Origin of the sequence: Rhodococcus sp. WB1 (genome assembly GCF_001700945.1) — a bacterium.
Lineage (GTDB): Bacteria > Actinomycetota > Actinomycetes > Mycobacteriales > Mycobacteriaceae > Rhodococcus > Rhodococcus aetherivorans.
Genome location: NZ_CP015530.1, coordinates 177,414 through 195,445, shown reverse-complemented (window position 1 = coordinate 195,445; position 18,032 = coordinate 177,414). Strand labels below are relative to the sequence as shown.

The 18,032-nt window shown below is 69.2% G+C and carries 15 protein-coding genes; 12 read left to right on the top strand and 3 right to left on the bottom strand.

Translation table 11 applies throughout. The features are described from left to right. Window positions 1-2 precede the first annotated feature (2 nt). The 6 genes from A4U64_RS27375 to A4U64_RS28410 all read left to right on the top strand — a co-directional run bounded on the left by A4U64_RS27375 (window position 3) and on the right by A4U64_RS28410 (window position 8,688). The gene (locus A4U64_RS27375) at window positions 3-1,094 is read left to right on the top strand and encodes an enolase C-terminal domain-like protein (protein ID WP_065923716.1); all 1,092 of its coding nucleotides are present in this window, start codon (window positions 3-5) and stop codon (window positions 1,092-1,094) included. 100 nt (window positions 1,095-1,194) lie between these two features. Continuing rightward, complete coding sequence (locus A4U64_RS27370; protein ID WP_232334236.1) at window positions 1,195-4,143, top strand: FAD-binding and (Fe-S)-binding domain-containing protein; 2,949 nt, start codon at window positions 1,195-1,197, stop codon at window positions 4,141-4,143. A gap of 9 nt (window positions 4,144-4,152) precedes the next feature. Continuing rightward, a complete protein-coding gene (locus tag A4U64_RS27365; protein ID WP_065923714.1) occupies window positions 4,153-4,626 on the top strand; it encodes an SRPBCC family protein in 474 nt (157 codons plus the stop codon). 10 nt (window positions 4,627-4,636) lie between these two features. Then, window positions 4,637-6,445, top strand: coding sequence for an aa3-type cytochrome oxidase subunit I (gene ctaD / locus A4U64_RS27360; RefSeq protein WP_084648754.1), 1,809 nt, complete (start codon window positions 4,637-4,639; stop codon window positions 6,443-6,445). 2 nt (window positions 6,446-6,447) lie between these two features. After that, window positions 6,448-8,034, top strand: coding sequence for a phytoene desaturase family protein (locus A4U64_RS27355; RefSeq protein WP_065923713.1), 1,587 nt, complete (start codon window positions 6,448-6,450; stop codon window positions 8,032-8,034). A gap of 120 nt (window positions 8,035-8,154) precedes the next feature. Beyond that, window positions 8,155-8,688 carry a hypothetical protein gene (locus tag A4U64_RS28410; RefSeq protein ID WP_157127641.1) on the top strand — a complete coding sequence of 178 codons (534 nt, stop codon included), beginning with the start codon at window positions 8,155-8,157 and terminating at the stop codon, window positions 8,686-8,688. A gap of 727 nt (window positions 8,689-9,415) precedes the next feature. On the opposite strand, the gene A4U64_RS27350 is transcribed toward A4U64_RS28410, so the two are convergent. Together A4U64_RS27350 and A4U64_RS27345 are read right to left on the bottom strand one after the other, a co-directional pair. Beyond that, a complete protein-coding gene (locus tag A4U64_RS27350; protein WP_065923712.1) occupies window positions 9,416-10,633 on the bottom strand; it encodes a cation:proton antiporter domain-containing protein in 1,218 nt (405 codons plus the stop codon). Window positions 10,634-10,925: 292 nt separating this feature from the next. Beyond that, the gene (locus A4U64_RS27345) at window positions 10,926-11,429 is read right to left on the bottom strand and encodes a YetF domain-containing protein (RefSeq protein ID WP_065923753.1); all 504 of its coding nucleotides are present in this window, start codon (window positions 11,427-11,429) and stop codon (window positions 10,926-10,928) included. A 589-nt stretch (window positions 11,430-12,018) separates the two neighbouring features. Between A4U64_RS27345 and A4U64_RS27340 the strand changes: the two genes are divergently transcribed. From A4U64_RS27340 to A4U64_RS27330, 3 genes are all read left to right on the top strand, one after another. After that, window positions 12,019-12,462, top strand: coding sequence for a response regulator (locus A4U64_RS27340; protein WP_065923711.1), 444 nt, complete (start codon window positions 12,019-12,021; stop codon window positions 12,460-12,462). A 574-nt stretch (window positions 12,463-13,036) separates the two neighbouring features. Continuing rightward, window positions 13,037-13,228 carry a hypothetical protein gene (locus tag A4U64_RS27335; protein WP_003936822.1) on the top strand — a complete coding sequence of 64 codons (192 nt, stop codon included), beginning with the start codon at window positions 13,037-13,039 and terminating at the stop codon, window positions 13,226-13,228. A gap of 94 nt (window positions 13,229-13,322) precedes the next feature. Then, entirely contained in the window at window positions 13,323-14,552 is a 1,230-nt protein-coding gene (locus A4U64_RS27330) for a cation:proton antiporter domain-containing protein (RefSeq protein ID WP_040782505.1), read from the top strand. Window positions 14,553-14,594: 42 nt separating this feature from the next. Here A4U64_RS27330 and A4U64_RS27325 read toward each other — a convergent pair whose 3' ends face one another. Beyond that, window positions 14,595-14,828: a YrhK family protein gene (locus A4U64_RS27325; RefSeq protein WP_335740042.1), complete on the bottom strand. Its 234-nt coding sequence runs from the start codon at window positions 14,826-14,828 to the stop codon at window positions 14,595-14,597. Between the two features lie 107 nt (window positions 14,829-14,935). On the opposite strand from A4U64_RS27325, the gene A4U64_RS27320 reads away from it, so the two are divergent. The 3 genes from A4U64_RS27320 to A4U64_RS27310 all read left to right on the top strand — a co-directional run bounded on the left by A4U64_RS27320 (window position 14,936) and on the right by A4U64_RS27310 (window position 17,723). After that, on the top strand, window positions 14,936-15,487 hold the full coding sequence (locus tag A4U64_RS27320) for a DUF421 domain-containing protein (RefSeq protein WP_065923709.1): 552 nt from the start codon (window positions 14,936-14,938) through the stop codon (window positions 15,485-15,487). Next, the gene (locus A4U64_RS27315) at window positions 15,487-16,878 is read left to right on the top strand and encodes a DUF2254 domain-containing protein (RefSeq protein WP_065923708.1); all 1,392 of its coding nucleotides are present in this window, start codon (window positions 15,487-15,489) and stop codon (window positions 16,876-16,878) included. The genes A4U64_RS27320 and A4U64_RS27315 overlap by 1 nt, the downstream gene beginning before the upstream one ends. 437 nt (window positions 16,879-17,315) lie before the next feature. Then, window positions 17,316-17,723, top strand: a complete 408-nt coding sequence (locus A4U64_RS27310) for a four-helix bundle copper-binding protein (protein WP_065923707.1) — start codon at window positions 17,316-17,318, stop codon at window positions 17,721-17,723. Window positions 17,724-18,032: the final 309 nt, after the last annotated feature.

Sequence of the window (18,032 nt, the reverse complement as noted above, 5' to 3'; positions counted from 1 at the left end):
CCATGACTGTCACGGCCCTCACCGTCGAGGCCTACACGATCCCCACCGACGCCCCCGAAGCGGACGGCACCCTCGCCTGGGACAGCACCACCATGGTGCTGGTGCGTGCCCACGCGGCGAACTGCACCGGCATGGGATGGACCTACGGTCCGGTGGCGTGCGCGGCCGTCGTCACCGACCTCCTCGCCCCCGCGGTCGTCGGACGCCGCGAAGAGGACGTGGCGGGTGCCCACGAGGCCATGGTCCGTGCGCTGCGCAATGCGGGCCGTCCCGGCATCGCCGCGTGCGCTCTGTCCGCGGTCGACGTGGCCTTGTGGGATCTGAAGGCGCGGCTGCTGTCGTTGCCGCTGCACCGGTTGCTCGGCGCGGTGCGCGACGCCGTCCCCGTATACGGCAGTGGTGGATTCACCACGTACGACCACGCCCAGCTCGAGCGGCAACTGTCGGACTGGACAAGCCGCGGCATCTCCCGGGTCAAGATCAAGATCGCCGAGAGCTGGGGCACCGAAACCGCCCGGGATCTCGACCGTATCCGCCGAGCGCGAGCGGTGGTGGGCGACGAGACACAGTTGTTCGTCGATGCCAACGGTGGGTACACCCGTAAGCAAGCGATCCGCGTGATGGACGAGGCCGCCGAGTACGACATCCGCTGGTTCGAGGAGCCGGTGTCCTCGGACGATCTCGACGGCCTGCGGCAGGTGCGCGACGCGGTCCGCCCCGAGGTCACCGCCGGTGAATACGGCTACGACCTCCCCTATTTCCGGCGCATGTGTGCGGCGGGTGCCGTCGACTGCCTCCAGGCCGACGTCTCTCGCTGCGGCGGGATCACCGAATGGCTGCGGGTGGCGGCGGTCGCGGCGGCGCACGGGCTCGAGGTCTCGGGGCACTGCGCGCCGCATCTGCACGTACACGTCGCCGCCGCCACACCGAACCTGCGCCATCTCGAATGGTTCCACGACCACGTCCGCATCGAATCGATGTGCTTCGACGGCACTCTCGACCCGGCCGGCGGCGTGCTGCACCCGGACGACGGCGCCGTCGGCCACGGACTGACACCCCGCACCGCGGACCTCGAGCGCTATCGGGTCCGGTGACGGGCCGGAACACGGAAAGGCGGCCACGGTGGTGACGAACACGACCGGGACGAACGCGACGGATGCGAGCACCGCGGGGACACACGGCACGGGTGGCGCCCTGCTGTTCGACGCGCTCGCCGCAGCGCTGCGCGCGCGGGTCGACGGCGAGGTCCGCTTCGACGCCGGATCGCGGGCGACGTATTCGACCGATGCGTCCAACTACCGGCAGGTCCCGATCGGTGTGGTGGTGCCCCGAACACCCGAAGCCGCGGTCGAGACGGTGGACGTCTGCCGCGAGTTCGACGTGCCGGTGCTGTCCCGCGGTGGGGGCACGAGCCTGGCCGGGCAGTGCTGCAACGTCGCGGTCGTCCTCGACTGGAGCAAGTACTGCACCCGGGTGCTCGCCGTGGACGACGAGGCCGGCACAGCGCTGGTGGAGCCGGGCATCAAGCTCGACGACCTCAACGATGCACTGGCGCCGTCCGGCTGGAGGGTCGGTCCCAAACCGTCCACGCACGTCAGCTGCACGATCGGCGGCATGATCGGCAACAACTCCTGCGGGTCGAGCGCGCAGGCGTACGGCAAGATGGTCGACTCGGTCCGTCGCCTCGAGGTGCTGACCTACGACGGTCTGCGCATGTGGGTGCAGGCCACCGACGACGACGAGTACGACCGCATCGTGCACGAGGGAGGGCGTCGCGGGGAGATCTACCGGGGTCTGCGGGCGCTGCGGGATCGCTATGCCGACGACATCCGCGAGCGGTATCCCGACATCCCGCGGCGGGTCTCCGGATACAACCTCGATTCGCTGTTGCCGGAGAAGAACTTCGACGTCGCCCAGCTGCTCGTCGGCAGCGAGAGCACACTGGTGACGGTGCTGCGCGCCGAACTGACGCTGGTGCGCCGGCCGGCCGCCTCTGCGCTCGTGCTCCTCGGCTTCGACGACATCACCACCGCCGCCGACGCGGTGCCGCTCGTCGTGCAGCACGACCCGGCCGCGCTCGAGGGCATCGACCACCGGCTGGCCCAGCTCGAGCACAGCCGCCACCTCGCCGAGAACGCCCTGCGGCTACTTCCGGAGGGCGCGGCCTGGTTGATGGTGCAGATCAACGGCGACAGCCGCGCCGACGCCGACGGCAGGGCGGAGAAGATGATCGACGACGTCTGCCGCCGCACCGGCGCCCACGCGGCCGTCTTCGACGATGCCACCCACAAGAAGCAGATGTGGGCGGCCCGAGAGGCCGGCCTCGGCGCCACCGCCTACCCCGCGGGCGAACCGGAAACCCACGAGGGGTGGGAGGACGCGGCGGTCCCCCCGGACCGGCTCGGGGACTACCTGCGTGACTTCCGGGCCCTGCTCGACCGGTACGGGTACGGAACCGCCTCACTGTACGGGCATTTCGGGCAGGGGTGTGTGCACACCCGCATCCCGTTCGACCTGCGCACCGCGGACGGGATCGCGAAGTACCGTGCCTTCGCCGAGGACAGCGCCCACCTGGTCGTCGACTACGGGGGCTCGCTGTCCGGGGAGCACGGCGACGGGCAGTCCCGCGCCGAGTTGCTGCCGATCATGTTCGGTGAGCGCCTGGTCGCCGCGTTCGGTGAGCTCAAGGACCTGTTCGATCCACGCAACCGCATGAATCCGGGCAAGGTCGTCCATCCGTTCCGGCTCGACGAGAACCTGCGCCAGGGGGTGAACTATCGTCCGCACGAGCCGCGCACTCATTTCGCCTATCCGGATGACGGCCATCGTTTCAGTCACGCGGCCGCGCGGTGCGTGGGCGTCGGTAAGTGCCGCGGCCACGAATCCGGGGTCATGTGCCCGAGCTACCGCGCCACCGGCGAGGAGGAGCACTCCACCCGCGGACGGTCGCGGTTGCTGTTCGAGATGCTGCAGGGGGAGGTGATCACGGACGGCTGGCGGTCGACCGCCGTGCGCGACGCGCTCGATCTGTGCCTGGCCTGCAAGGGCTGCCGCAGCGACTGCCCGGTGGACGTGGACATGGCCACCTACAAGGCCGAGTTCCTCTCCCACCACTACGCCCACCGGTTCCGCCCGCTCGCGCACTACTCGATGGGATGGCTCCCGGTGTGGGCACGCCTGGCCGCCACCGCCCCCGGCCTCATCAACACTCTCACCCACACCCCGGGTCTGGCCAGTGCCCTCAGGGCCGCCGGTGGCATCGATCCGCGCCGGGCGCTGCCGCGCTTCGCCCGGCAGCGCTTCCGGGACGGGTTCGCTCCCCGCCCCCCGGCACAGCGGGGCGGCGAGCGCGGCACTGTCGTGCTGTGGCCGGACACCTTCACCGACAACTTCGACCCGCAGATCGCCCACGATGCCGTGACCGTCCTCGAGGCCGCCGGCTTCGACGTCCGGATACCGGACCGTACGGCATGCTGCGGGCTGACCTGGATCTCCACAGGACAGCTCGCCACGGCGAAACGCGTGCTCCGGCGAACCGTCCGGACCCTGCAACCGGCCCTGCGGGCCGGCACCCCGATTGTCGTGCTCGAACCGAGTTGTGCGGCGGTGTTCCGCGCCGACCTTCCCCAACTGCTGTACGGCGACGAGGACGCGCGCCGCCTCACCGGACAGACCGTCACTCTCGGGGAACTGCTGCGCGACAAGGCTCCGGACTGGCATCCCCCGCCTCTGAACGCTGCGGCGCTGCTTCAGCCGCACTGCCACCAGCACGCCGTCCTGAAGTATGCGGCCGACCGCGACGCCCTTGAGAACGCCGGCGTCGACGTCGACGTCCTCGATGCCGGATGTTGCGGTTTGGCAGGGAATTTCGGGTTCGAACGCGGACACTACGACGTCTCCGTCGCATGCGCCGAAGACAAACTGCTTCCCGCGGTCCGCGGAGCCGATGCCGGCACGCTGATCCTCGCCGACGGATTCAGCTGCCGCACCCAACTATGTGACCTCGAGCCCGGCAGTGCCCCTCTGCACACCGCCCAGGTCCTCGCCGCAGCAGTGCACGGCGAGGCGACGGAAAAGACCCCAGGGGGGGACGAACGACCTGGTGCAGCACGCATCGTGCGTACAGAACATAGGAAGGGGTAACCGATCGCCATGAGTACCATCACCGAATCCATCGACGTGGCCGTGCCCGTGTCCGTGGCCTACAACCAATGGACCCAGTTCGAGAGCTTCCCCCAATTCATGGAAGGCGTCGAATCCGTCCAACAGCTCGACGACACCCACCTGCTGTGGATCATCAAGATCGGCCTCACCGCCCGCAATTTCCACGCCACCATCACCGAACAGCACCCCGATCAGCGCATCGCCTGGAAATCGGACGGCCTGGTCCGTCACGCCGGGGTCGTCACCTTCCACCGGCTCGACGACACCCACTGCCGTATCACCGCGCAGATGGACATCGACCCCGGCACCGTCACCGAGACCGTTGCCGACAAGACCGGGATCATCCGCCGCCGCGTCGAAGGCGACATGCAGCGGTTCAAAGACCTCGTCGAAGCCCGCGGCTTCGCGACCGGCGCCTGGCGCGGCAACGTCGAACCCCCGGGTTCGGACGCGAGTTCGTAGCGGCAGACCCATGACACCGACAGACCTGCGTCTCGTTCCCGCGGCCCGCCCCTACCCGTCGCGCTTCCGCCGCAAGGGCGCGGCGATCGTCGCGGCCGTCACCACCACCGATCCGAAGATGCTGGGCGTGTTCTACCTGAGCACCGCCTTCGGCTTCTTCCTCCTCGGCGGACTGATGACGATGCTCATCCGGGGCGAGCTCGCGGTGCCGGGATTGCAGTTCCTGTCGAACGAGCAGTACAACCAGCTGTTCACCATGCACGGCACGATCATGCTGCTGCTCTACGCGACCCCGATCGTGTTCGGGTTCGCGAACTACATCCTGCCGCTGCAGATCGGGGCCCCCGACGTCGCGTTCCCGCGGCTCAACGCCTTCAGCTACTGGGCGTATCTCTTCGGGGGGCTCATCACCGTCGCGGGGTTCGTCACCCCCGGCGGCGCCGCGGATTTCGGGTGGACCGCCTATGCCCCGCTCAACGGCCTCGCCCACTCCCCCGGAGTGGGGGCGGATCTGTGGATCATGGGTCTGGCACTGTCCGGGCTCGGCACGATCCTCGGTGCGGTCAACATGGTCACAACGGTGGTGTGCCTGCGAGCGCCGGGCATGACCATGTTCCGGATGCCGATCTTCACCTGGAACATCCTCGTCACCAGCCTGCTGGTGCTGCTGGCCTTTCCGATCCTGACCGCCGCGCTCCTGGGTCTGGCCGCCGACCGGCACCTGGGCGCCCACATCTACGACCCGGCCACCGGTGGCGCCATCCTGTGGCAACACGTGTTCTGGTTCTTCGGCCACCCCGAGGTGTACATCGTCGCGTTGCCGTTCTTCGGGATCGTCACCGAGGTCCTGCCGGTCTTTTCCCGCAAGCCGGTGTTCGGCTACAAGGGCCTGGTCTTCGCCACCATCTCCATCGCAGCACTGTCGATGGCGGTATGGGCGCACCACATGTTCGCCACCGGGGCCGTCCTGTTGCCGTTCTTCTCGTTCACGTCGTTCCTGATCGCCATCCCGACGGGCGTGAAATTCTTCAACTGGATCGGCACCATGTGGAAGGGACAGTTGAGCTTCGAGACGCCGATGCTGTTCTCGATCGGCTTCATCGTCACCTTCCTGTTCGGTGGCCTGTCCGGCGTCGTCCTCGCCAGCCCGTCACTCGACTTCCACGTCACGGACACCTACTTCGTCGTCGCGCATTTCCACTACGTGCTCTTCGGAACCATCGTGTTCGCCACCTACGCGGGCATCTACTTCTGGTTCCCGAAGATGACCGGGCGACTGATGGACGAGCGCCTCGGCACGTGGCACTTCTGGATGACCTTCGTCGGCTTCCACACCACGTTCCTGGTCCAGCACTGGCTCGGCGCCGAAGGCATGCCGCGCCGCTACGCCGACTACCTGCCCTCCGACGGCTTCACCACCCTCAACACGATCTCGACCATCGGCGCGTTCGTGCTCGGTGCCTCGACGCTGCCGTTCCTGTGGAACGTCTTCCGCAGCTACCGGTACGGGGTGCCGGTCACGGTCGACGATCCGTGGGGCTACGGCAACTCGCTCGAGTGGGCGACCACCTGCCCGCCGCCGCGGCACAACTTCTACGCGCTGCCGCGTATCCGCTCCGAGCGGCCCGCGTTCGAGCTGCACTACCCGCACATGGTCGACCGGCTCCGCGCCGAAGCCCACGTGCACCCGTTCGGGGCCGGGCGTGGCACTCGCGTCGCCGAGGACACCGCACACCGCGGGGAACACTCGGCGACGTCCGGCGCGGAGCACCGCCCCGTCCCCCCGTCGTCCCGGCGCTCCGACCAGGAAAGGAGTTAGAGGTGCGGCGATTCGACGCGGTCGTGATCGGCGCCGGACCCAACGGGCTCGTCGCCGCCAACCTGCTGGCCGATGCGGGATGGAGCGTGCTCGTCCTCGAAGCCGCCGACGAACCCGGTGGATCGGTGCGCAGTGCCGAACTCACCGCACCCGGCTTCCGGACCGACCTGTGCAGCGCCTTCTATCCCCTCGGTGCTGCCTCCCCGGTGATCGCCGGCCTCGAACTCGACCGGTACGGGCTGCGCTGGCGGCACGCCCCCGACGTGCTGGCACACATCCTGCCCGACGACGAAGTAGCGGTGCTGTCCCGAGATGTCGACCGCACGGCAGCCGCGGTAGGCCGGTTCGCACCGGCCGATGCGCAGGCCTGGCACGGCGAGGTCGAGCTGTGGCACCGCATCGGCGACGACCTGCTCGCGGCCCTGCTGCAGCCGTTTCCGCCGATCCGGTCGACCACGGCGCTCGTGCGCACCCTCGGGACCGCGCAGACGCTCCGGCTCGTGCGGCGGTTCCTGCTGCCGGTCCGCCGGTTCGGCCACGAGACCTTCCAGGGTCGGGGTGCGCGAATCCTGTTCGCCGGCAGCGCCGTCCACAGCGAGCTCGGCCCCGACGACGCGGCCGGCGCCATGTTCGGATGGCTGCTGACCATGCTGGGGCAAACCGTCGGATTCCCGGTTCCCGAGGGTGGAGCCGGCGGCATCACCGCTGCGTTGGTGCGCCGGCTCACCGATCGCGGAGGAGTCGTCGAATGCAACCGCGAAGTGACCGGCATCCTCGTCCGGAACGGTCGAGGGATCGGCGTCCGAGACATTCACGGTGAACAGATCCGGGCGACGCGAGCCGTGCTCGCCGATGTTGCGGCCCCGGCACTGTATCGCCGTCTCATCGGAGAAGAGCACCTACCGGCCCGCCTGGTCGACGATCTGCGGCGCTTCCAGTGGGACGACGGCACCGTCAAGATCGACTGGGCGCTGTCGAGTCCGGTCCCGTGGTCGAACCCCGAGGCGACCGGGGCCGGAACGATCCACCTCGGCGTCGACATGAACGGACTCGCGACGTATCACACCCAGCTGCGCAATAGCGTCCTCCCGGACCGTCCGTTCGTCCTGATGGGACAGATGACCACCGCCGACCCGACACGCTCGCCTCAGGGAACAGAATCGGTGTGGGCGTACACCCACGTGCCCCGCAGTATCGACTGGACCGGGGATCTGCTGCAGCGTTTCGCCGACCGGATCGAGGCCACCGTCGAGCGGCACGCCCCCGGATTCACCGGCCGGATCGCCGCCCGGGCGATCCAGAGCCCCGAGGATCTCCAGCACCACAATCCGAGCCTCGTCGGCGGGGCGATCAATCAGGGCACCGCAGCGATCCACCAGGAGCTGATCTTCCGCCCCACCCCAGGGCTGGGCCGCGCCGACACCCCGGTCGACCGTCTGTTCCTGGCCAGCGCCTCAGCTCACCCTGGTGGGGCGGTGCACGGCGCCCCGGGGGCCAACGCCGCCCGTGCCGCGCTCGCCCGCGATGGCGCATTCGGCGGGGTGTACCGCACGGTGATGCAGTCGGCGCAGCGGGTGCTGCTCCGATGAGCGTGACCCGATGTTCGACATCCACGCCGCGGTGGAGTTGACGGACATGGTCGTCGCACGGAGGCTCCGCACCGAGCGCGAGAGCTGGCAGAAGAACACGACGGGCGCCGGTGCATCCGCATGCTGGGGATCGTCGGTTTCGGCACCGGCCTCGGTAACGAGGGGAATTGCCCGATGAAGAAGCTGTTCACCGGCCTCGGTGTCGTGCCGATCGGGAACCGGAGGCACGTGGGTCACGGTTTCACCGTCGTCGGTCCGGGCACGTCTTTCGGCCGCCGCGCCGCCATGTTCGGCCAAGACCTCCGGTATGCCGACTGCATCGTCATCGTGTGCTCGAATTTCGCCGAACGCCACCCGTCGGGTTCTCATGGGCTGAAAGCCGAGGCCTGCGGCGCGCCGATCAACCACCCCCTGGCCGGGAACAACTACGCCCACCAGTTGGTGGTGAACTGCACGACGCCGCGACCGTCGTCACCGACAAGTGGGCTGACACCGAAGACCTGGACGGTCCGTTCACAGGATTCGCATCCGACATCCGGCACTGCTCCCCCGAGTCGTGGCTGTTCGAGCGGCACAGCTCCGGCGGCGCCGTCACTGCAAATCACTTCTGCCGGTCCGGGCACCGAACCTCGACGTCTTGTGAGAATCGGGTGAAGAAGTTCAGTTCTCGGATTCGAGGCGGCAACTCAAGGGGATCACAAGGTTTCAGTGAAGCACTCAAGAGAGCGACCCCTTTTCAGGAAAGGACACGGCCGTGAACATGGTGGGCATGATGGATCAGGCACACACCTTGCTGCACCAGTTGATGATGTGGCTCCACCAAATGGGTGGGATGCCCATGATGCACATGCCGATGTAACGCAGCTGTTCGCAGACGCGCCGCCGATACCTCGGGCTCGGCTCGAAGGGTGGGCGCGGACGGGGCTGATCTCGGCTGAGACGCTCATGCCGGTCCGCCGCGCACACCTGAGGGGCCGACTGGGAAATCCGCTGCCGGCAACGAAATCGCCGCCGTGCTCCGTGTACTCGATGGCATCAAGGTTGCCTCATCCGCACTGCCGTCGCGGCCGCGCCGCACATGCCGTCGGCACTGCAGATGCCACAGGCGGCCGGACACGATCCTGTGATCGACGGCACCTCCGTGCCGGAATGCCGCCACGCCCGGGTGTGTTGAATACCGCGGATCGGGACGTGACCGTGTCCCCCGGGCTCAACTTCGATGCCTTCGCAGACGACCGTCGGGCTGGAGCTGCGTTGCGCCTTTCGCCGTGAGGCGACCGCACGCCCCGATCCGTGGAAGTCCCCACCGGCGCGCCGGTGGGGACTTTCGTCGTCACGGGACTGTGGTGCGCTCCGGTGTTCTCGAGGCCGGCATCCACGCCTACGGATCTGCGGTGACGGTGCTGCCGCGCCCGGCCGCGGCCGGCGCGTCGCCTGCGCGTTGGCGCAGCGCCGCGGCGACCGGGACGTCGGTGGTGCTGTGCAGGGTGATCGAGACGATAACGGTGGCCACCACCAACGCCAGCACGTGGGTTTCTTCCGGGACGTCGGATTCGAGCACCAGCAATCCGTAGACGACCGAGGCGAATCCTTTCGGGCCGAACCACGCCGCGGCCAGGCGCTCTCGAAAATTCAAGGTGCGGGTACCGAGGAGCGAGATCATCACCGGCACCGGTCGGCCGACGACGAGTACGAGGACCGCGAAGATCCAGCCGGCAATCCCTACTTCTGCGAGCAGCACCGGGCTGACCAGCGCCCCGAACGCCAGCAGCGCACCGTTCTTGGACAGCTCCCCGACGAATTCTCCCACCGGGGCGAACGCCGCCGAGGCGGTGGGGCTGACGCTGGCGAAAGTGATGCCTGCGGTGAACGCCGCCAGGTACAGATTCGCCCCCGCCGTCTCGCAGGCGACGAACAACAACACCGCCACCGCCAGCGGACCCAGCGGCTGCACCCGCGGCTCGACACCGAAGAACGGCAGCCGCACCAGCGCGGCCGCGACCAGCGGCAACACCACACCGAGCACCCCGCCGAGGCCGACTTCGAGCAGCAACGGTCCCACTTCGGCGCTCTCCCCGGGCGCGATACCGCCGAGCGCCACGATCAAGAGCACCACCACGGGCAGCGCCAGCCCGTCGTTGAGGCCGCTTTCGATGTTGAGCAGGCTGCGCAGGCGCGGGGTCACATCGTCGCGGCCCACCAGAGCCGCCGCGAACACCGGGTCGGTAGGGGCGAGGATCGCGCCGAGCAGCATCGAGGTGACCCAATCCAGACCGAGAAGCAGATGTGCCAGCACCGCCACCAGGGCGAAGGTCAGGGGCATCCCGATCACCAGCGCCCGGGTCGGTCCGACCCATTGCCGGCGCAATACGTGTATCGGCGCCTGCTGTCCGTCGGCGAACAGCACCGCGAACAGCGCGATGCTGGCGATCTCCCGGATAACCGGTGCGCTCAGGTGCTCGGCGTCGAGGGCCAGCGGACCGGCCACCAGACCGGCGACGAGGAAGATCAGCGACGTCGACAGCGGGCTGCGCTCCGACAGGGCCGAGAGCAGCACCGCCAGCAACAACGCAAGCCCGAACGTCAGGGCAAAGATCACCGCACCACTCCATCACCGCACTGTCCGGGTCGACACGGCAGAGGAGATACCCACGGTGACGCCGGTGAACCCGGAGGACGCGCACTATCGCCTCGGACCCCCGCGGGCGGGGTCCGGCTGCGTCCCGCCGCGGGCGGTGGCACGCCGGGGACAGGCGAGCCGGGGACGGCGAGCCGCCCGCACGAAATTCCCTGCGGCACGGCTCTACCGGCTGATCGGGCGTTCGTCTCTTGCGCCGCAACGTCCCGGGTCCGGCACCGTCATTCTCGGCGATCGGCCTGCCCCTCACCGTTCACGACTGCGACGAGTCGAGCGGGCTCCTCGGCAGGACGGAGACCGCACCACGCGCTTCGACCACGGCCAGCCGAACGGAGGCCGCGTCGTCGTAACCGTGCTGGCGCAAGATCGCCTCGAGATCGTCAACGGTCAGGCCGCAGCGGCGCAGCGTGCGATAGTCGATACGCCCATCGTGGATCAACACCTGTACCGGGGGGTCGACCCACCGACGTATCCCCGGAACGAAGCGAGCTCGCGCGACCACCGCATGGGCGGCCAGCAGCGCCAACAGGGCCGCGGTACCGGTCAACCACGACGCGTCGGTGGCGGTGGCCGTACGCCCTACGACCGCGCCGGCCGCACCGACGGCAACCCAGTCGAACGGTGCGCATTCGGCCAATGTGCGGCGCACGGTCACCCGGAAGACGGCGGCCGCGGTCAAAAACAGCAACAGTGCCTTCACCGCCGCATGGGCAGCTGCGTGCCAGTCACCGAGAACGGCTTGCTCGATACCCGACATGAAACAGCTCACCTCCTCCGGGTGCACGACCGGTCCCCCGCGCCCGCCTCGGCCACAGGAGAAGAAGGCAGGTGCCGGCCGCGTGTGGACGGTGCAGCGCCGAGGCCGACGCTCCCTGCTGCCGTCGATGCCGCCGCCCACGACACGAGCGCGCGAGCACCCTCGGGTTTTCGCGCTGGAGATGCCGTCGCTCCCGGCTTGGTGGACAGTAGAGAACTCCGACTCGACGTAGCGGACGGTTCGAACACTGTGGCCTCGGACGTAGTAGGGAGTGACTGCGGGTACCCGCCACGGCTCGGGTGAATCACTGTCCGGAAATCGTGCCAGGTCGAGAGGCGCTCGACCGACGCCACCGCTGTCGGCTCCACCGCTTCCCTAGCCTTCCGACGGAACGGGCCACACGATCCTCAGCCCCGGCGTCGAACCATCCGTTCTGCGCTGTGACAGTGGTGGCTGTGACAGTGGTGGCTGTGACAGTGGTGCCGATGGGATCATCGCGGTGCCGCGGCGGCACGGCCCGAGCGCAGGCGCGGCCTCACCGCGTACCGTCGAGGACGTTCGATGCCCCCTGACCCCGGGAGTCCGGCGCATGACCGAGCCCGCCGAGCCCATCGTCGTCCTACTGGTCGAAGACGACGCCGGTGACGAGTTGATGACCCGCGAAGCGTTGGACGAGCACAAACTCACCAACACGCTGCACGTCGTACGCGACGGTGAGCAGGCGTTGAGTTTTCTGTTCCGGCGCGGCCCCTACTCCGATGCGCCGCGGCCCGATCTGATCCTGCTCGATCTGAACCTGCCCCGGTACGACGGCCGCGAGGTTCTCGCCCGGATCAAGGCGGATCCCGAACTGCGGCAGATCCCGGTGGTGGTGCTCACCGCCTCCGCGGCGGAGGAGGATCTGCTGCGCAGCTACCGGCTGCACGCCAACGCCTACATCACCAAACCGGTGGACTTCGCCCAGTTCGCGGACGTGATACGCCGGATCGACAACTTCTTCCTCCACATCGTGCGCCTGCCCCGTCACCGCTGAGCACTCGAGAGCACTGCGCGGCAGGCACACTGAACATGCCCCACTGGCCAGTTGCGGCACCTCACCCGATATGGCTATGGCCGGACGTTTCCGCCGCACCAAGGTGCCCGCCCGGGTAGACATACGGTCGGGTAGCAATCGCGCAGGCAAGGCACCGCCCGGGCACCAGGGCAAAGCGAGGTCGAGGTGCCGCCGGCACCGCGCTACGGCGAGCGTTCCGACCTCGCTTGCTGCCCGGCCCCGGGCGGGAGCTGCCGCGGTCATGGCTGCGTACCGAAGTGACCGCAGGCAACTCCCGCGTCCATGATGCGCCACTGCCGCTGTGCGTATGCCTCGTTGGAACAGAAGACCATCCCATTGGTGCGCCCACTACAGGTGGCGCAGCGTCGCTGCGCGACGACGCACCAGCCGCACGGGAACGTGCAGCGGTATCGCTCATGCCGGTCGAGGCAGATCACCTCCGTGGTCGCCAGTCTGTCCCGGATGTGGGGAAAGACCCGAAAAACGTTTGACCGAGGCGGGTTCGGGTATGCGCTCGACTCGATCACCCGACGCTCGCACCACGGAGGAGCCGATGGCGCAGAGGATCATCGTCGAACGAGCAGACGGCAAATGGGGATGGCAGCTCGTCGTCAACGGCAACATCGTCGCCACCGACGGCAATCAGGGCTACGAGAACGAAGTCTTCTGTCGCCGGATGGCCGAGCGCATCCTCGGTGGAGAATTCGCCTCCGCCGAGGAGAAGATCCGGCGGAGAACCCCGTAGAGGCCCGACCCGCAGCCGCGGCGCGCACAGGCGGCCCGGCCGTCATCTCCGGCCGGTCGGCTTACGCGGTGCCGGTGCGGGGCAACTCTCAGCCATGACTGTCGACATTGTGCTCGCCACGCTCGGCGTACTCGGGGTCGCGGTGGCGGCCCTGTCGTCGCAGATGCGCCGGCTTCCGGTCTCCGAACCGCTGCTCGGGCTGGCCGCCGGCGTCCTGCTCGGGCCCTACGTTCTCGATGTGCTCCGCCTCGCGCCGGTGACAGTCGAACACACGCTGTTGCACGAGGTGAGCCGGATCCTGCTGGCGATGTCGGTGATGGCCGTAGCGCTGCGCTACCCGATCACCGAGGTACGTCGGCAGTGGCGCCCGGTCGCGCTGCTGCTGGCGGTGGCGATGCCAGTCATGGCCGCGGTCACCGCCGGGGTGGGGTGGGCGGTGCTGTCCGTGCCGCTGACAGCGGCGGTGCTGCTCGGCGTTGCCCTGTGCCCGACCGACCCGGTCCTGGCGTCGAGCGTGGTGACCGGGGAACCCGCCGAGCAGGATCTGCCCGCCCGGGATCGGCAGATTCTGTCCCTCGAATCAGGCGCCAACGACGGGTTGGCGTTGCCGTTGGTGCTGGCTGCGATCGCGCTCGCCGGCGGCATGGGGGCGGGGCAGGCGGCGGTGGAGTCGGTGTGGCAGATCCTCGGCGCGGCCCTGGTAGGCGCGATGATCGGCTGGGCCGGCGGCCGGGCGCTGCGGTGGGGGGAGAAGTACGGCGCCACCGCCCCCGCCCCGGCCTTGTTTTTCACCGTGGTGCTCGCGTTGGGCATTCTCGGCGTGTCGGGGCTGGCCCATGTCGACGGGGTGCTGGCGGTGTTCGTCGGCGGGCTGGCGTTCAACCGGACCGGCACCGGTCGCGAGCGGGCGGCGGAGGTCCCGATCGACGAGGCGATCAACCGGTTCGCGGTGTTGCCGCTGTTCGTGCTGCTGGGAGCGATGCTGCCGTGGCAGCAGTGGGTCGAGCTCGGCTGGGCGGGGCCGACGCTGGCACTCGCGGTGCTGGCACTGCGCCGGGTACCGATTCTGCTGCTGCTGCGCCGCCCGCTGCGTCTGCCGCAGCCCGATGCGCTGTATCTGGGTTGGTTCGGTCCGATCGGGGTGTCGGCGTTGTTCTACCTGACCCTCGAGGCCGAGCGGCTGGGCGCGAACGAGACGGTGTTGGCGGCCGGGTCGTTGGTGCTGGCGACCAGCACGGTGATCTTCGGTGTCACCGCGGTCGTCGGACGCGTCCTCTACCGTCGCTCCACCGCACCGGCGACACCGTCTGCCCGGCCGCGCTGATCGCCGGTCGGGCATCGTACCGCGCCGGCTCGGGCCGGCGGGTCAGTAGTCGTAGCTGAGGTCGTCGCCGGTGCGGGCGCGAAGGCGCTGCAGGTGGACACGCCGGCCGAGCCGGATGACCGGCCGGGCGAGCAGATCCAGCGAGCCGAGCAGGAACAGCCAGGTACCCACCGTCTGGGTGGACTCGGAGAAGAACAGCACGCTGCCGGTGGTGAAGAACACCGCGACCAGCACGTCGTTGACGATCGAGGCGCTCTCGTACCGGTGGTCGATCACGATCTGCTCGCCGCCCACCGGCAGTGCAACGCGGGATCGGAGTGGTCGGTGTGGTCGGTAGCCATCACCGGACGGTTACCCCGCCGGCGCCGGGGTATGCCCGAAGAATGTGGTTCGACTCGTGGTCCGCGCTGGTGCGGGTGCTGGCGGTGGGTTCGGCCGCCTATGTCGCCCTGGTGGTCGTGCTGCGGGTGTCCGGTAAACGGACCCTGGCCAAGCTCAATGCGTTCGACCTGGTGGTCACCGTCGCGTTGGGTTCGACCCTGGCCACGATCCTGCTCAGCGCGGACGTGTCCTGGAGCGAAGGTGTCGTGGCGTTGGCGTTGCTGGCCGGCTTGCAGTACCTCGCTGCGTTCGTCTCCTCGCGCTGGCCCCGGGGCCGCACCGTACTCACCGCCCGCCCGACCCTGCTCGTCGAGCATGGCACCGTGCTGGCTTCGGCGCTGCGGCAACAGCGCGTCAGCCCGGCCGAGGTCCGGCAGGCGGTCCGTGCGTCCGGCGCCGGCGACCTCGGCCGGGTCGCGGCCGTGGTGCTCGAAACCGACGGCAGCATGAGCGTGGTCACCGGCGACCGGTACGGGGACGGATCCGCCCTCGACGATGTGACGCATCCAGGTCAGCGCCCCGGTCCCGGCACCTCGACCGCCGGTGAACACTGATGCCCTCCACCGGGTCCGTACACGCGTCCGGCGCCGACCGGCCGCAGGGCCGGGTCACCGCGGTGCTCGACCGGCGCCGGGCACTCGCCGAGGCGATGCGGTCGCGGTTGTGGCCGGTCCCGGCGGCGGCGGTGCTGCTGGCCGTGCTGGCGGGCATCGGCCTGCCCGAGCTCGACGCCGCCGTCGACGACCGGCTGCCACCGACGGTGGCGGGGTACCTGTTCGGCGGTGGTGCCGACGCCGCTCGCGAGGTGCTGGCCGTGGTCGCCGGGTCGCTGATCACCGTCACCTCGCTGACGTTCTCGCTGACCCTGGTGACCCTGCAGCTGGCCAGCAGTCAGTATTCGCCGCGGCTGCTGCGCACCTTCGCCGCCGACCGGGTCGTCCAGCGCACCCTGGGGCTGTTCCTCGCGACGTTCGCCTACGCGCTGACCGTGCTGCGCACCGTCCGCGGCGACACCGCCGGGCCGGGGTTCGTCCCGCAGATAGCCCTGACGACGGCGTACCTGCTGACAGTGGCCAGCGTCCTCGCACTCGTGCTGTTCCTCGGGCATCTGGTCCGGCAGATCCGCGTCGAGGCCGTGCTCGAACAGGTGCGCGCCGCCACCTGCGAGACCGCCACCAGGTTGCTGCCTCCGGATCGGCAGGATCGGCCCGCACTGCCTGTCCCACCACCGAGCCCGCACTACGTCGAAGCGGCCTCGTCCGGATTCCTGGTCGAGCTCGACGAACACGCGCTGCTCGCCGCCGCCGAGCAGGCCGAGGCGGTGGTGTGGGTGCTCCGGCCGGTCGGCAGTCCGGCGCTGGCGGGCACGCCGGTCGCGTCGTGGTGGTCCCCGCGTCCGCAGCCCCTGACCGAGGACGAGGCCCGAAGGCTGTGCGTCCGGGTGCGCGGTGCGCTGCGTACCGGCAGCGAACGCACCGCGGTCCAGGACATCGGGTACGGGCTGCGGCAGTTGACCGATGTGGTGGTGCGGGCCCTGTCGCCCGGCATCAACGATCCGACCACCGCGGTGCACGGACTGGTCTCGTGCACCGCGGTCCTGGGCGACCTACTCGACCTCGGACTCGGCCCGTACCCCCTGTGCGACGAAGACGGGCGGGTCCGGGTGGTGCTGGCGCGACCGACCTTCGCCGAACTGCTGGATCTGGTGTGCACTCAGCCGCGGCTCTACGGTGCCGACGATCCGGCGGTGCTGGACGCGTTGCTGTCGATGCTGCGGGAGCTGGCGTGGAAGGCCGCCACTGCGCAGCAGCGTGCGGCGATCACCGACCAGCTCGGGCGACTGCAGAAGCACATCGCCGGCCACGAGGCCGCGAACCGTGCGCAGTTCGACGACCTCGCCCGGCGGGTCGGCCAGGCACTCGAGGGGCGATGGGACCCGCCGTGAGGGACACCGGCAGCGAGACGAAGCACCCCGACAGACGCGGGCGCATGCGCGGCGCCCCGGATCGACGCTGCACAGGTGAGAAGACCTTGCCACTGTGATTTGAGTTCGGGACGTCATCGGGTCCGCCGGGGGGACAAGTCGGCTCCGACCGGCATCGTCCGGAGGGCAGCGACGTCCAACCATGCCCCTGCCACCCACCCCGTGTCTGGAGACCGGATACCTGCACACCGGCGAGATGGGGCGCAGATCTGCGCACACGTCGGTGCCGATCACGGCCACCGGCCGCTGAGCACCGCGTAACAGCAACGCCCCGGCACCGGAACCGGCCGGAGAAGATCTCGGCCTCTCGCATTATCTGCCGGTTCGGTGGGTACGCGAGTCGATACCGGAGCGTGCAGCTCCGATGCTTCGACTCCCCGACGAAAGGACAGCCACTGATGAGCACTGCAGCGGCCATGCTCGACAGCTACCCGAAGGACCTCGGCGGCCTCGACACCGGCAAGCTCACCGCGTGCATCGAGGCGTGTATCGAATGCGCCCAGGCCTGCACCGCCTGCGCCGACGCCTGCCTGAGCGAGGACACGGTGGCCGAGTTGATCAACTGTATTCGCACCGATCTGGACTGCGCCGACATCTGCGACACCACTGGCCGGGTCCTTTCGCGCCGCACCGGCTACGACGCCGCCCTGACGCGTTCGGTGCTCGAGACCTGCGCGTCGGCATGTAAGTCCTGCGGGGACGAGTGCGCCCAGCACGCCTCCCACCACGCGCACTGTAAGACGTGCGCCGAGGCGTGCCGGCGATGCGAGCAGGCCTGCCGGGAGTTGATCGGTTCCTTGGATTGAGCGCCGACGCTCACGCCCCCGAGCACCGCCCGCGAAGTCTGTGCGGCGGGCGGTCGGGGGCCAGCCGACGCTCGCCTCGAGAACGGCGTGGTCGGCTTCGAGGATGCCAGGAGCGGGTGGGGGTGCCCGGTAGCGTCACCCGTCCCAGCGCGACGAGCCACACCGGTACCGTGGTCGGTCCGGAACAGGCCTGGATTGGGACCGGTCCCGGCGGTGTGGGGGTCGGCTCGGCGAACATCGCATCGATACGGGCCTTGAGCGCGGCGGTGCTGAACCCGGTGGACGGACTACGTAGCGCGGTAGATCATC